This is a genomic window from Streptomyces sp. NPDC034103 (assembly GCF_055575395.1).
Genome location: NZ_JBVISS010000003.1, coordinates 34,123 through 47,531 on the forward strand (window position 1 = coordinate 34,123; position 13,409 = coordinate 47,531).

At 72.5% G+C, this 13,409-nt stretch carries 15 protein-coding genes; 3 read left to right on the forward strand and 12 right to left on the reverse strand.

The features are described 5' to 3' along the window. Nucleotides 1-302: 302 nt before the first annotated feature. The gene (locus ACZ56U_RS06270; RefSeq protein WP_469082886.1) at nt 303-977 is read left to right on the forward strand and encodes an SCO3374 family protein; all 675 of its coding nucleotides are present in this window, start codon (nt 303-305) and stop codon (nt 975-977) included. A 9-nt stretch (nt 978-986) separates the two neighbouring features. Here the strand turns inward: ACZ56U_RS06270 and ACZ56U_RS06275 are convergent, their stop codons facing one another. From ACZ56U_RS06275 to ACZ56U_RS06320, 10 genes are all read right to left on the reverse strand, one after another. After that, nucleotides 987-1,322, reverse strand: a complete 336-nt coding sequence (locus ACZ56U_RS06275; RefSeq protein ID WP_391241589.1) for a histone-like nucleoid-structuring protein Lsr2 — start codon at nt 1,320-1,322, stop codon at nt 987-989. A 226-nt stretch (nt 1,323-1,548) separates the two neighbouring features. Next, complete coding sequence (locus tag ACZ56U_RS06280; RefSeq protein ID WP_469082887.1) at nt 1,549-2,097, reverse strand: amino-acid N-acetyltransferase; 549 nt, start codon at nt 2,095-2,097, stop codon at nt 1,549-1,551. 9 nt (nt 2,098-2,106) lie between these two features. Continuing rightward, nucleotides 2,107-2,535, reverse strand: coding sequence for a BlaI/MecI/CopY family transcriptional regulator (locus ACZ56U_RS06285; protein WP_469082888.1), 429 nt, complete (start codon nt 2,533-2,535; stop codon nt 2,107-2,109). A gap of 157 nt (nt 2,536-2,692) precedes the next feature. Beyond that, complete coding sequence (locus tag ACZ56U_RS06290) at nt 2,693-2,872, reverse strand: hypothetical protein (protein ID WP_469082889.1); 180 nt, start codon at nt 2,870-2,872, stop codon at nt 2,693-2,695. A 174-nt stretch (nt 2,873-3,046) separates the two neighbouring features. Beyond that, nucleotides 3,047-3,709, reverse strand: coding sequence for a hypothetical protein (locus tag ACZ56U_RS06295; protein ID WP_469083394.1), 663 nt, complete (start codon nt 3,707-3,709; stop codon nt 3,047-3,049). A 148-nt stretch (nt 3,710-3,857) separates the two neighbouring features. Then, on the reverse strand, nt 3,858-4,655 hold the full coding sequence (locus tag ACZ56U_RS06300; RefSeq protein ID WP_109497635.1) for a type III pantothenate kinase: 798 nt from the start codon (nt 4,653-4,655) through the stop codon (nt 3,858-3,860). 5 nt (nt 4,656-4,660) lie between these two features. Next, nucleotides 4,661-5,647 (reverse strand): carboxylating nicotinate-nucleotide diphosphorylase, encoded by a 987-nt coding sequence (gene nadC, locus ACZ56U_RS06305; protein WP_469082890.1) that lies wholly within the window; start codon nt 5,645-5,647, stop codon nt 4,661-4,663. Between the two features lie 5 nt (nt 5,648-5,652). After that, nucleotides 5,653-7,368 (reverse strand): L-aspartate oxidase, encoded by a 1,716-nt coding sequence (locus tag ACZ56U_RS06310; RefSeq protein ID WP_469082891.1) that lies wholly within the window; start codon nt 7,366-7,368, stop codon nt 5,653-5,655. Next, a complete protein-coding gene (gene panC, locus ACZ56U_RS06315) occupies nt 7,365-8,357 on the reverse strand; it encodes a pantoate--beta-alanine ligase (RefSeq protein ID WP_469082892.1) in 993 nt (330 codons plus the stop codon). The genes ACZ56U_RS06310 and panC overlap by 4 nt, the downstream gene beginning before the upstream one ends. Then, nucleotides 8,354-9,313, reverse strand: coding sequence for a Rossmann-like and DUF2520 domain-containing protein (locus ACZ56U_RS06320; RefSeq protein ID WP_469082893.1), 960 nt, complete (start codon nt 9,311-9,313; stop codon nt 8,354-8,356). Before ACZ56U_RS06320 ends, panC begins: the two co-directional genes overlap by 4 nt. 172 nt (nt 9,314-9,485) lie before the next feature. On the opposite strand from ACZ56U_RS06320, the gene ACZ56U_RS06325 reads away from it, so the two are divergent. Further along, nucleotides 9,486-10,724 (forward strand): threonine aldolase family protein, encoded by a 1,239-nt coding sequence (locus tag ACZ56U_RS06325; protein ID WP_469082894.1) that lies wholly within the window; start codon nt 9,486-9,488, stop codon nt 10,722-10,724. 120 nt (nt 10,725-10,844) lie between these two features. Further along, a complete protein-coding gene (locus ACZ56U_RS06330) occupies nt 10,845-11,948 on the forward strand; it encodes a DUF5937 family protein (protein WP_469082895.1) in 1,104 nt (367 codons plus the stop codon). Between the two features lie 9 nt (nt 11,949-11,957). Here the strand turns inward: ACZ56U_RS06330 and ACZ56U_RS06335 are convergent, their stop codons facing one another. Further along, the gene (locus ACZ56U_RS06335; protein ID WP_469082896.1) at nt 11,958-12,590 is read right to left on the reverse strand and encodes an AAA family ATPase; all 633 of its coding nucleotides are present in this window, start codon (nt 12,588-12,590) and stop codon (nt 11,958-11,960) included. Between the two features lie 73 nt (nt 12,591-12,663). Beyond that, nucleotides 12,664-13,335: a response regulator transcription factor gene (locus ACZ56U_RS06340; RefSeq protein ID WP_469082897.1), complete on the reverse strand. Its 672-nt coding sequence runs from the start codon at nt 13,333-13,335 to the stop codon at nt 12,664-12,666. Nucleotides 13,336-13,409: the final 74 nt, after the last annotated feature.

A 13,409-nucleotide genomic window follows, 5' to 3' on the forward strand; every position in this document is an offset into this window, starting at 1 on the left:
AACGCCGACATCTGCTCCAACCCGATGGTGCGAGACGATGTTCCCGCAGGCCAGACAGATACCCCACTCGCCAGTACGCCGATGGCGAACGTGAGACGTCCTGTCCTGCGTGTCGCCCCCTCCCACTAGGGATGTCTTACCCGCCGGCACCGACAGTCCATGCCGCGCGCACCGGTTCCCTCCGCTACGGGCGAACAACCTTGCGCCTCCCCGCACCCCCGGACGCCCCCTGTTTCGACACCCTGCGCCACAGCAGAGGCACCCAGCGTAACTCCGGCGCTCTTCCGGCGGTTGCACTTGGCATGGTTGGCACAGTCCCTCCGGTCACCACGGTCCCCTCCCCCCGCCGGCCGCTCGGAACGAGCGATCAGGTCCGCCGGTGGTACGAGAACGAACTGGGGTGGCCGACCGTGCCCGGCACACCGGAATCTCCGCCACGACTGCGCGTGGGGCCGGCCTTCGACGTCCTGGACGTGCCGCTCGGGGCGGGCCGGGCCGGGCTGCGGCATCTGGCGCCGGGCTCCCCGGTGGCCGTGCAGGGCGACCGGATGCGGCTGCTGCTGGCCGCGGGCAGCGCGGAAGAGGTGCCCGGGGTGCTGGACTGGCTGGAGTGGGGCGCGCTGGCACTCGATCTGACCGCGATCGGCGAGGGCGGGCTCATGGACGCGCCGCCGCCCCCCGGCCCGGGGGCGCCCACCGACGTCGTACGCCCTGCTCTCCTGCCCGATGCGACCGGCGCGGGACGTTTCGCCGAGCCGGGTCCTAGCGGACCGCGACCACTGCCTGCGCTCCGGGGGGCCGCCGTATGGCTGCGGCCCCCCGTGCCGGGGCGTGAGGCCGAGGCCTCGCTGCCGACGCTGTCGGCCTTGGGGGGCGGTGGGGACGCCCCCGATCTCGTAAGGCTGCTGGACACGGTGGCGGTGTGGTGCCACCGCCTGCGGCTGCGTGCGTGCGCTCAGCCGCCTGCCTGTCCCTAGGAGCGGGGCTCAGCCGTTGGCCTTCTCGTAGGCCTCGCGAATGGACGCGGGAACGCGGCCGCGGTCGTTGACCTCGTAACCGTTCTCCTTCGCCCACGCGCGGATCTGCGCGGTGTCCTGGCTGCCGCCGGCAGCGGCGCGCGTCTTTCCGCGACCGCCCGCAGCGCGGCCTCCGGTGCGACGGCCCCCCTTCACGTAAGGATCGAGAAGGTCGCGGAGCTTGTCCGCATTGGCGGTCGTGAGATCGATCTCGTAGGTCTTGCCGTCCAACGCGAACGTCACGGTCTCGTCCGCCTCGCCACCGTCGAGGTCGTCGACAAGAAGGACCTGAACCTTCTGTGCCACCGGATTTCCTTTCATCGATAACTTGAGGGACTGGGGTCTGCGGCGTCCGCCGTTTCGCCGCCCCCTGTTATATGCAGTACTGCCTTACGTCGGAAAGCAAACCGCTTTTGCTGGGAAAACACAAACCCCTGGGAGAGACAGACCGGTCCACTCCGGTCCGGAAACATGCGCGTTTCGGACATAGGGAACCTGGGCAAGGGTCGCCCCCTGGAATAAGGCGTGACGATCACAGATGCAGAAGCATCCGGCTGTTGCCCAAGGTGTTCGGTTTCACTCGTTCGAGACCGAGGAACTCAGCGACACCCTCGTCATAGGAACGCAGCAGCTCCGCGTAGACATCGGTGTCAACCGGAGTCTCACCGATCTCGACGAAGCCGTGCTTGCCGAAGAAGTCCACTTCGAAGGTCAGGCAGAAAACCCTGCGAACACCGAGCCAACGGGCCGTGTGCAGCAACTTCTCCAGCACTTGATGACCGACGCCGGCGCCCTTCAGTCCCTGCTTCACGGCGAGAGTGCGCACTTCGGCGAGGTCTTCCCACATCACGTGGAGTGCGCCGCAGCCGACCACCTCGCCGTTGTCGTCGCGTTCGGCGACCCAGAACTCCTGGATGTCCTCGTAAAGCGTCACGGTGGCTTTGTCGAGCAGGATGCGGGCGCGGACGTACTCGTCGAGGAGACTGCGCACGGCCGGGACATCGCTGGTGCGGGCCCGTCGGACCGTGATGGCTTTTGCGCTGACTTCGGGACGCTGAGCGGGCGAGCTCTCTGCTGACATGTACGGACGCTATCGCCCGTCGCCCTCCGCGGCCGAGCCGGGGTTCTCGCCGGTTTCACGAGCGGTATCCCGGGCGGCTTCGGCGGTTTCCGGTCCTTGGACGACGCGCATGGCGTCCCGCAGCGCGTGGCGCTGTTCCTCGCTCATCATGCCGAAGAACGCGACGAGGGCGGCGGCGGGGTTGTCGCTCTGCGACCAGGCGTCGTTCATCAGGGCCGCGGCGTAGGCGGCACGGTTGGAGACGGCCTCATATCGATAGGCCCGCCCTTCGGCCTCGCGCCGCACCCAGCCCTTCTGATGGAGATTGTCCAAAACGGTCATCACCGTGGTGTAGGCGATGGACCGTTCCTGCTGAAGGTCTTCCAGGACTTCTCGAACGGTCACCGGGCGGTTCCACTTCCACACCCGCGTCATGACCGCGTCTTCGAGTTCTCCCAATGGGCGAGGCACAGCTCAGCACAATAGTGGGAGAACACGGCATTCGCGTGCCGGACGTGCGCTTGACCCGCAAACAAGAACAAAAAGGGCGTACGACTCGGAAAGCAAGGAGTCGTACGCCAAGGGTGGGCGGGCCGGCCAGGCCCCGAGGCCAGGATCAGGCGTCGCCGTGCGCGGAGGCCTGCTTGGCGCTCTCCGCGCGCGCGAGGGCCGCGTCGACGACGGCGTCCTCCTTGGCCTTGTTGGCCCCGCCCTGGGTCTTCACGATCACCCTGATCACGCCGATGAAGAACACGGCCATGACGACCGGGGGCACGAGCGCGGAGACGTAGTCCATGCGACAAGGGTAGCCACGGGGTGGACGCGGGCGGGGACGGGGGCGGGGCTTGTGGGCGGACGGGGGTCGGGCGTGCGGTCCGGCCGGGGGCGGGGTGGCGCCCGGCCGGGGCGGGGGTGGCGCCCGGCCGGGACGACGGGGTGGCTGCCCTGCTGGGGCGCCAGGCGGGGTTGGTCAGCCCGCGGCGAGTTGTTGCGGTGGGTTCGGGGGCGGCGGGGTCGGTTTGCGGCGGGGGAAGACCTCGCCGGGGGTCGGGATGGGGCGCGCGGGCCGCGGGGACTCGGGGGCCGGCTGGGGGGCGGCCGGTTTCTCCGCGGGCTTCTTCGCCGGGGTTCGGGGCTTTTCCTCGGCGTCCTCCGCGGCGGGTTCCCCGGCGGCTCCCGGGGCGCTCTCGGAAAGGCCCCCGGGAAGGGCCAGGAGGCGGGCACGGGACGCCGGGACGGCCGGGGTGGACCTCCGGGCCGTCCCGCGGGCCAGCCGGGCCCGTACGTCCTGCTCGGCGAGGGTGAGGCAGCGGTCCAGCAGGGTGGCCGCGACGGGGTTGCCGCGCAGCGCCCTCAGACCGGCGAGGTCGTCGGCCTCGGGCCGGTATCCGGCCCTCAGCGCCTCCTCCAGGAGGGTGAGGTAACCGGCTGCGGTGCCGGGCAGGGCGGCGCGGTACCGGGCGAGGTCGGCCACCAGGAAGGCACGCAGCCGGACGCCCTCGCGCATCGCCTCGTCGAGGGAGTCGGCTAGGCGTAGACAGTCCTGTACATCCTCGGCCGAGGCGGTTCGGGGGTGAAGGGCAAGAGCGAGAGCGCGGCGGAGCACACGCAGCTCCTCCACACCGAACGCCATGCCGCCGCGGGATCCGTATGGCGTGGGCATGCGGCGACAGTACGCGCTAATCAGACAAATCCGTCATAGCGGACGGGTGTGGCGCGGGCGGCGCCACCCGGGCGGAGGCGCGCCTTCCGCCGCACCGCGTGCCGCGCCGTACCGGACCTCACATCCGCGACACGTTCCGCTCGTAGACCAGGCGCAGACCCACCAGCGTCAGCCACGGCTCGTGCTCGTCGATCACCGAGGACTCGCCCAGCACCATCGGCGCCAGCCCGCCCGTGGCGATGACCGTCACGTCGTCCGGGTCCTCCGCGAGCTCCCGGGCCATCCGGTTGACGACCCCGTCGACCTGGCCGGCGAAGCCGTAGATGATGCCCGACTGCATCGCCTCGACCGTGTTCTTGCCGATCACGCTCCGCGGCCGGGCCACCTCGATCTTGCGCAGCTGCGCGCCACGCACCCCGAGAGCCTCCACGGAGATCTCGATGCCCGGCGCGATCACCCCGCCGACGTACTCCCCGCGCGCGGACACCGCGTCGAAGGTCGTCGCCGTGCCGAAGTCGACGACGATCGCCGGGCCGCCGTACAGCTCGACCGCCGCGACCGCGTTGATGATGCGGTCCGCGCCGACCTCCTTGGGGTTGTCGGTCAGGATCGGCACCCCCGTCTTCACACCCGGCTCCACCAGCACCGCGGGCACGTCGCCGTAGTACCGCCGCGTCACCTCGCGCAGTTCGTGCAGCACCGAGGGGACCGTCGCGCAGATCGCGATGCCGTCGATGCCGTCGCCCAGCTCGTCACCGAGCAGCGGGTGCATGCCCATGAGGCCCTGGAGGAGGACCGCCAGCTCGTCGGCCGTGCGGCGGGCGTCCGTGGAGATGCGCCAGTGCTCGACGATCTCCTCGCCGTCGAACAGGCCGAGGACGGTGTGCGTGTTGCCCACGTCGATGGTGAGGAGCATCGCGACTACTCCGCCGCACGCAGGTCGAGGCCGATGTCCAGGATCGGCGAGGAGTGGGTGAGCGCCCCGACCGCGAGGTAGTCGACGCCGGTGTCGGCGTACACGCGCGCGTTGTCCAGCGTCAGCCGGCCCGAGGCCTCCAGCGCGGCGCGCCCCCGCACGAGCGCGACCGCCTCCTCGCACTCGCCGGGCGTGAAGTTGTCCAGCAGGATCAGGTCGGCGCCCGCGTCCACGACCTCGCGCAGCTGGTGCAGGGTGTCGACCTCGACCTCGATCGGCACGTCCGGGAAGGCCTCCCGTACGGCCTCGAAGGCCTGGGCGACGCCACCGGCGGCGACCACGTGGTTGTCCTTCACCAGCGCCGCGTCCGAGAGCGACATGCGGTGGTTGACGCCGCCGCCGCAGCGCACCGCGAACTTCTCCAGCGACCGCAGGCCGGGCGTGGTCTTCCGCGTGTCACGCACGCGTGCCTTGGTGCCCTCCAGGGCGTCCGCCCACGCGCGCGTGGCGGTGGCGATGCCGGACAGCCGGCACAGCAGGTTGAGCGCGCTGCGCTCGGCGGTGAGCAGGTCGCGGGTCCGGGTGGTGACCGACAGGAGCTTCTGTCCGGCCTCCACCCGGTCGCCGTCCTCGACGTGCCGCTCGACCTCGAACTCGTCCTCGCACACCACCGAGACGACCGCCTCGGCGACCCTGAGGCCGGCCACGACGCCCGCCTCGCGCGCGACGAAGTCGGCGGTGGCGACGGCGTCCTCGGAGATGGTCGCGACCGTCGTCACGTCCACGCCGTGGTCGAGGTCCTCCTGGATGGCCACGTTGGCGATGTCCTCGACCTCCACGGGGTCGAGCCCGGCGTCGGCCAGGAGCTGGGCGAGCGCGGGGTCGAGCCCGCACTCCAGGTACTCCTCGTCGAGGCCTTCGGTGGCGGTGCCACAGGCACAGCCGTCGCCGCAGCCACCGGTCTCGGCAAGGGGAAGGTCGGGGGTGCTCACGTCTGTCACTGCTCCTGAGGGTGCTGCCGGGTCGGGGGGAAGTCTGCGGTATCGGTGGTGTGTACGGCGAGTGTCCGGTCCGGATTCAGCCGTACGACGATGTGGCGGCGCCAGGTCGTGTCGTCACGCTCGGGCCGGTCCTCGCGCCAGTGGCAGCCACGCGTCTCCTCGCGCTGCCGGGCGGCGGCGACCAGGACGCGGGCCACGCACATCAGGTTGGTGGCCTCCCAGGTGTCGACGCCGGGCTCGGCCGTCTTGCCGTTCTCGTCGAGGGCGTCGCGCGCGTCGCTGTGCAGCCGCTGGAGCTGGTCGGCGGCCTTGGCCAGGGACTCGGCCGAGCGCAGGACGCCCGCGCCCTCGGTCATGATCCGCTGGATCGCGAACCGGGCCTCGGGGGCGAGCAGGGGGTGCGCGGGCCGCTCGGGGTGCGCGACGGGTGCGGGCACGCGCGCGGTGAGGCCGTTCGCCTTCTGGACCGCCGCGATGTCGGCCACGATGCGCTCGGCGTAGACCAGTCCCTCCAGGAGGGAGTTGGAGGCGAGCCGGTTCGCGCCGTGCACGCCGGTGCAGGCGACCTCGCCGCACGCGTACAGGCCGGGGACGGTCGTACGGCCCTGGGGGTCGGTGCGCACGCCGCCGGAGGCGTAGTGGGCGGCCGGGGCGATCGGGATGGGCTCGGTGACCGGGTCGATGCCGTGGGCGCGGCAGGCGGCGAGGATCGTCGGGAAGCGGTGCTCCCACATCTCGGCGCCGAAGTGCCGGGCGTCGAGGAACATGTGCTCGGCGTCCTGCTCCTGCATGCGGCGCGTGATGCCCTTGGCGACGATGTCCCGGGGCGCGAGCTCGGCCAGTTCGTGCTGCCCGACCATGAAGCGCACGCCGTCGCCGTCGACGAGGTGGGCGCCCTCGCCGCGGACCGCCTCGGAGACCAGGGGCTGCTGGCCCTCGGCGTCCGGTCCGAGGAACAGCACGGTCGGGTGGAACTGGACGAACTCCAGGTCGCTGACCTCGGCCCCGGCGCGCAGGGCGAGCGCCACGCCGTCGCCGGTCGACACGGACGGGTTGGTGGTCGCGGAGAAGACCTGGCCCATGCCGCCGGTCGCGAGGACCACCGCGGGGGCGTGCACGGCGCCCACGCCGTCGTGCTGGCCCTCGCCCATGACGTGCAGGGTGACGCCCGCCGTCCGGCCGTCGGCGTCGGTGAGCAGGTCGAGCACGAGCGCGTTCTCGATCGTGCGCAGTCCCCGCGCGCGTACGGCCTCGACGAGTGCCCGGGAGATCTCCGCGCCGGTCGCGTCACCGCCCGCGTGGGCGATGCGGCGCCGGTGGTGGCCGCCCTCGCGGGTGAGTTGCAGGTCGCCCGCCTCGGACTCGTCGAAGTGGGCGCCGGTCGCGATCAGGCGGCGTACGGCGTCGGGTCCCTCGGTGACGAGGATCCGCACGGCCTCCTCGTCGCACAGGCCCACGCCCGCGACCAGGGTGTCGTTCAGGTGCTGTTCGGGGGTGTCGCCCTCGCCGAGGGCCGCGGCGATGCCGCCCTGCGCCCAGCGGGTGGAGCCGTCGTCGAGGCGGGCCTTGGTGACGACGACGGTCCGCAGTCCCTCGGCCTCGCAGCGCAGGGCCGCGGTGAGACCGGCGACGCCGGAGCCGACGACCACGACGTCCGCGTCGATGGACCACCCGGGCGCGGGTGCGTGCAGTCGTATGCCTGTGCTGGTCACGAGGCGGCTCCGAAGGTCAGGGGGAGGTTGTCGATCAGCCTGGTCGTCCCGACCCGGGCGGCGACGGCGAGGACGGCCTCGCCGGTGAAGTCGTCGTCGATCTCCGAGAAGTCGGACGGGTCGACGAGCGCGAGATAGTCCAGGGCGATCGGCGGGTCGAGGCGGGCGGCGTCGTCGAGGACCAGGCGGGCGGCGGCCCGGACGGCCGAGGGGGCGCCCGGGCGTGCCTTGGCGACGGCGTGGGCGTCGGCGGCCGCGCGGGACTCCCCCAGGGCGCTGAGCGCCTCGGCACGCGCGTGCGTGGCGGGCACCTCGCGCGCCCGCGCCCGCAGCGCCTCCTGCGCCGCGTGCCGGTCGCGGCCCGCGAACAGCGCCTGGGACAGGGCGAGTGCCGTGCGCCGCTCCTTGGGCGACAGGTACCGGTTGCGGCTGGACAGGGCCAGGCCGTCGTCCTCGCGGACGGTCGGCACGCCGACGATCTCGACCCGGAAGTTCAGGTCCCGCACCATGCGCCGGATGAGGGCCAGCTGCTGGGCGTCCTTCTGGCCGTACAGGGCGATGTCGGGGCTGGTGAGGTGCAGCAGCTTGGCGACGACGGTGAGCATGCCGTCGAAGTGCCCGGGGCGCGAGGAGCCCTCCAGGCGCTCCCCCATCGGGCCGGCGCTGATGCGGACCTGGGGTTCGCCGCCGGGGTAGACCTCGTCGACGGACGGTGCGAACACGGCGTCGGCGCCCGCCAGTTCGGCGATCTTGATGTCTGCGTCGAGGGTGCGCGGGTAGCGGTCGAGGTCCTCGCCCTCGCCGAACTGGAGGGGGTTGACGAAGACGGTGACGACGACCTCCCCCTCGGGGCCGGCGATCTCCCGCGCGGTGCGGATCAGGGTGGCGTGGCCCTCGTGCAGGGCGCCCATGGTCATCACGACGGCACGGCGGCCGTGGCGCACGCGCGCGTGGAGCTCGTCGGCGGTGCGCAGCAGGGTGGTGGTCATCCGGCGTCTCCCTTGGTGCCGTCGGTGCCGTCGGCATCGGTCCCGTGGGCGTCGGTGCCGCCCGCGAGCACCCCGAGGAGGTCCTCGGCGAGTTCGGGCTTGAGCAGCCCGTGGGCGAGCGCCCGGTCGGCGGTCGCGCGCGCCATCGCCAGGTACCCGGCGACGGTCTGCGGGGCGTGCTTGCGCAACTCGGATACGTGCGCGGCGACGGTGCCCGCGTCCCCGCGCGCGACGGGGCCGGTCAGGGCCGCGTCCCCGGAGCGCAGGGCGTTGTCGAGGGCGGCGCCGAGCAGCGGGCCGAGCATCCGGTCGGGGGCCTCGACGCCTGCCGCGCGCAGCAGGTCCATGGCCTGGTTGACCAGGGTGACCAGGTGGTTCGCGCCGAGCGCGAGCGCCGCGTGGTAGAGCGGGCGGCGCTCCTCGGCGATCCACTCGGGCTCGCCGCCCATCTCGATGACGAGGGCCTCGGCGGCCAGCCGCAGCTCCGCGGGCGCGGTGACGCCGAAGGAACAGCCGGCGAGCCGCTGGACGTCCACCTGGGTGCCGGTGAAGGTCATCGCGGGATGCAGGGCCAGCGGCAGCGCGCCCGCGCGCAGGGCCGGGTCGAGGACCTTAGCGCCGTACCGCCCGGAGGTGTGCGCCAGCAGCTGCCCCGGCCGTACCGCCCCCGTCTCGGCGAGGCCCTCCACGAGGCCGGGCAGGGTGTCGTCCGGGACGGTCAGCAGCACCAGGTCGGCGCGCTGGAGAACCTCGGCGGGCGGCACGAGCGGCACGTCCGGGAGCATCAGCGCGGCCCGCCTGCGGGAGGCCTCGGAGACCCCGGACACGGCTACCGGGCGGTGCCCGGCGAGCTGGAGGGAAGCGGCCAGCGCGGGGCCCACCCGCCCGGCGCCGACGACGCCGACGGTGAGCCGCGCGGGGCGGTCCTTGGGGTCTGGCAGTTGGCTTGTACTCACTCGACGGCGGCCTTCCCGTTCCAGTCCGCTCCGGGTACCGGACGATTTCTCGTCATGTTAACGCGATTGGTTCGAGGGGTGTTCGGTTGTCCACAGGCTGTGGGTCCGCCGCGAGCCGCGCGGGAGCTAAATCCGGGTGCCCGTGGCCGGGGCGCACGGGATGATCCAGGGCATGAGCGATGCGGCGGAGCAGGTGGAGGGGCAGTCGGCGGAGGAACCGTCGGCTGGGGAAAAGTCGGCTGGGAAAGAGTCGGCTGGGGAAAAGTCGGTTCAGGAGCGGTCGGCCGAGGAGCGTCTGCGGGAGCGGCGACGGAACGCCGCGCGCGGTGCGCGGCGCGTCCTGTGGCGCGGCGGGCTCGCCGGGAGCATCCGGGAGCGGCTCGCCGCGCTGGTCGAGGCGGCGCCCGAGGTGTACGACGTGGACGAGGCCGCGGACATCTACGGGAACGGGGTCGTCACGGCCCTGGAGGAGCGCGTCGCGAGCCTGTTGGGCAAGGAGGCCGCCGCGTTCTTCCCCACCGGCACGATGGCCCAGCAGGTCGCCCTGCGCTGCTGGGCGGCCCGTACCGGCAACCCGACGGTCGCCCTGCACGCCCTGGCCCACCCCGAGGTCCATGAACGGCAGGCCTTTACCCAGGTGAGCGGGTTGCGCCCGGTACGCCTGACCGGCGAGCCCCGGTTGCCGACCGCCGAGGAGGTGCGGGACTTCGAGGAGCCCTACGGCACGCTGATGCTGGAACTGCCCCTCAGGGACGCCGGATTCGTCCTGCCGACCTGGGAGGAGCTCACCGAGACCGTCCAGGCGGCGCGCGAGCGGGACGCGGTGGTGCACTTCGACGGCGCCCGCCTGTGGGAGACCACCGTCCACTTCGACCGCCCCCTGGACGAGATCGCGGACCTCGCGGACAGCGTGTACGTCTCGTTCTACAAGTCCCTCGACGGTTTCGCCGGCGCGGCGCTCGCCGGTCCGAGGGCGCTGGTGGACGAGGCTAGGACCTGGCGCCACCGGTACGGCGGGACGGCCTTCCAGCAGTTCCCCACGGCCCTGTCGGCGCTCGTCGGCCTGGAGCGCGAACTGCCCCGGCTGCCGCAGTACGTCCGCCACGCGCGCGTGGTCGCGGCCGCGCTGCGGGAGGGGTTCGCCGACGCCGGGGTGGCGTGGGCGCGCGTGCACCCGGAGGAGCCGCACACCCACCAGTTCCAGGTCTGGCTGCCGTACGACCCCGAGGTGCTGACGGAGGCCGCGGTGCGGCAGGCGGAGGAGACGGGGACGTACCTGTTCGCCGGTTACTGGGACCGCGGCGGGCCCGGCCTGGGCGTCCTCGAGGTCACCGTCGGCTCGGCGGGGCTGGAGTGGACGGCCGACGACGTGAAGGCGGCGGTGGCGGACTTCGCCGGCCGGCTGGGGTAGGGCCAGGGCCTGGGCCGGGTGTGGTGGGCCTCGGCGGGGTTCGGCGGGACCGGTCGCGTCGATTGACGGCCGCCGTCAATCGAGGGCGGCCTTGTCAGTGGCGGGGTGCACCATGAGGTCATGAGCGTGCGCATCGACATCGCGGGGCTGCGGCCGGAGAGGGTCGCCGTCGTGCCGTCCCCCCTGGCCGAGCTCGGCATGGCGCTGCACGCGCTGGCCGAGCCGGCGCACCATCCCGGGCTCCAGGGCTGGGTGACGGGCGTGACGGCCGGCCTCGACCCGCATCTGGCCGACCGGATGTGCGACGCGGACTTCCTGTGGACGACGACGTTCGCGGACCTCTTCCTGCCGTACGCGGGCATCCCGGGTGGCACCACCCTGCCGGGGGCCACGCTCGCCGAGGAACTGGACCTGCTGGACAAGCTGACGGACGAGCAGTTCGTCAACGCCGCCCTGGAGTTCAGCTGTGCGACCTGCTACGACGTCGGGGCGGGCTGGCTCGTCGACGACGCGCAGGGACGGCGCGCCCTGGAGCTGGCCGCCGCGCGCGGGCCGCGCCAGGTGCGGTTCACCGAGCTGCTGCTGACCGACCCGCCCAAGATCCGGGCGTGGCTGCGCCAGTTCCTCCAGGACTGCGACGAGGCGTTCTTCGCGGAGGCCTGGTCCCGGCTGCGCCACCAGCTCGCGGCGGACGCCCGGCACAAGACCGACCTCCTGCGCCGCAAGGGCCTGGGCGAGATGCTGGCCGCGGTGTCCCCGGCGGTCACGCTCGACGGGACGGGCACCCGGATCACGGTCGACAAGCTGAGCGTGGGCCGTACGACCACGGGTGACGGCACCCTCCTCCTCGTACCGACCAGCCTCGGCCGACCGCATCTGGCCGTGCTGTACCGGCCCGGCTGGCAGCCGGTGGTCCACTACCCGGTCGGCTCCCCCGAGCTCGCGGCCCCGCCGACCGTCGAGCAGCTCGCCCTGCGGATGACCGCCCTGTCCCATCCGGTACGGATGCGGATCTGCCGCCACCTGGCCCGCAGCGCCTGGACCACGAGCGAGCTGGCGCAGGCGCACGGCATGACGGCCCCCGAGATATCCCGGCACCTGGGTGTGCTGAAGAAGGCGGGCCTGGTCAGCACGCGGCGGCGCGGCCGGTACGTCCAGCACCAGCTGGACATCGCGGTCGTGGCCCGGCTGGGCAGCGACTTCCTGGAGGGCATCCTGCGCTGAGCGCCCGGCTCAGTCGAACCGGATGTGCCGCACCCCGACGCCCACCTGCCGCAGCCGTGTCCGCAGCGGGCCCTCCCGGTTCGGCCTGAGCCTCAGGCCGGCCAGGGCGGCGATGCGGTCGGCCGTCCTCGGCACGGTCGAGTGGTCCGTCCACAGATGCTCGGCGAACTCGGGCTCGCACAGCCGCTCCAGACAGTGGTCGAGCTGCCGCAGCGCCCAGGTCTCGCGGCCCAGGCCGGCGTTCTTCCCGCCGACGTACGACAGGAGGTGGCCGAAGCCGCGCTCCCGCAGCCGTCCGACGACGGTCTCCCGCTCGGCGAGGAGGGTGAAGTGCCGTACGTCGTGGCCGAGTTCGCGCAGGCGGCCGACGGTCTCGGCGAAATAGCCGGAGTCGGTGACCGTCATGGGGACGACGACCACGCCGTCGCGCCTGGTCAGGGCGAGGTCGAGCACCTCGACGACGCCCTGCCGCCAGGACGTCAAGTCCTGGAAGTCGCCGCGCAGTTCGGGCGGCAGCATGCGGCGCAGGCCGAATCCGGCGTGCTCGGGGTCGCAGACGACGCTGCCGGGCAGACGCCGCTGGATCTCGTACGCCGTCTGCGTCTTGCCACCCCCGAAGGGGCCGTTGATCCAGAGAAGCATGCGCAGACCCTAGTGGGCGCCGCTCACGGAAGGGTCCCGTTCGCGGCTCACGCCGGTGAGACTTCCCCGGGCCTCAGCCGAGCCCGCCGGCCCGCACCAGCCCCGTCTCGTACGCCAGCACCACCACCTGCACCCGGTCGCGGAGCCCGAGCTTGGTCAGGATGCGGCCCACGTGGGTCTTCACGGTCGCCTCGGACAGCACCAGCCGGGCGGCGATCTCGCCGTTGGACAGGCCCTGGGCGACCAGCATCATGACCTCGCGCTCGCGGTCGGTGAGCCGCTCCACCTCCTTGTGCCGGGGCTCCTTGCCCACGCTCGGCAGCATGGGCGCGAACCGGTCCAGGAGGCGACGTGTGGTCGAGGGGGCCACCACCGCGTCGCCGCTGTGCACCGAGCGGATGGCGGTCAGCAGCTCGCCGGGCGGCACGTCCTTGAGCATGAATCCGGAGGCGCCCGCCTTGAGCCCGGAGAAGGCGTACTCGTCCAGGTCGAAGGTGGTCAGGATCAGCACCTTCGGCGGGTCGTCCTCCTGGCAGATGCGGCGGGTGGTCTCCACGCCGTCCAGCTTCGGCATGCGCACGTCCATCAGCACCACGTCGACGGCGGTAGCCCGCAGCACCTGGAGGGCCTCGACGCCGTCACCCGCCTCGGCGACGACCTCCATGTCCGGCTGGGCGGCGAGCACCATCCGGAACCCGGTGCGCAGCAGCACCTGGTCGTCGACGAGCATCACGCGGATCGTCATCGAGTGGCCTCTTCCGTTTCTTCCGGCTCTGTCTCTGTTGCTTACGTCTGACTGCTTCTGGTCGCCCGACAGAT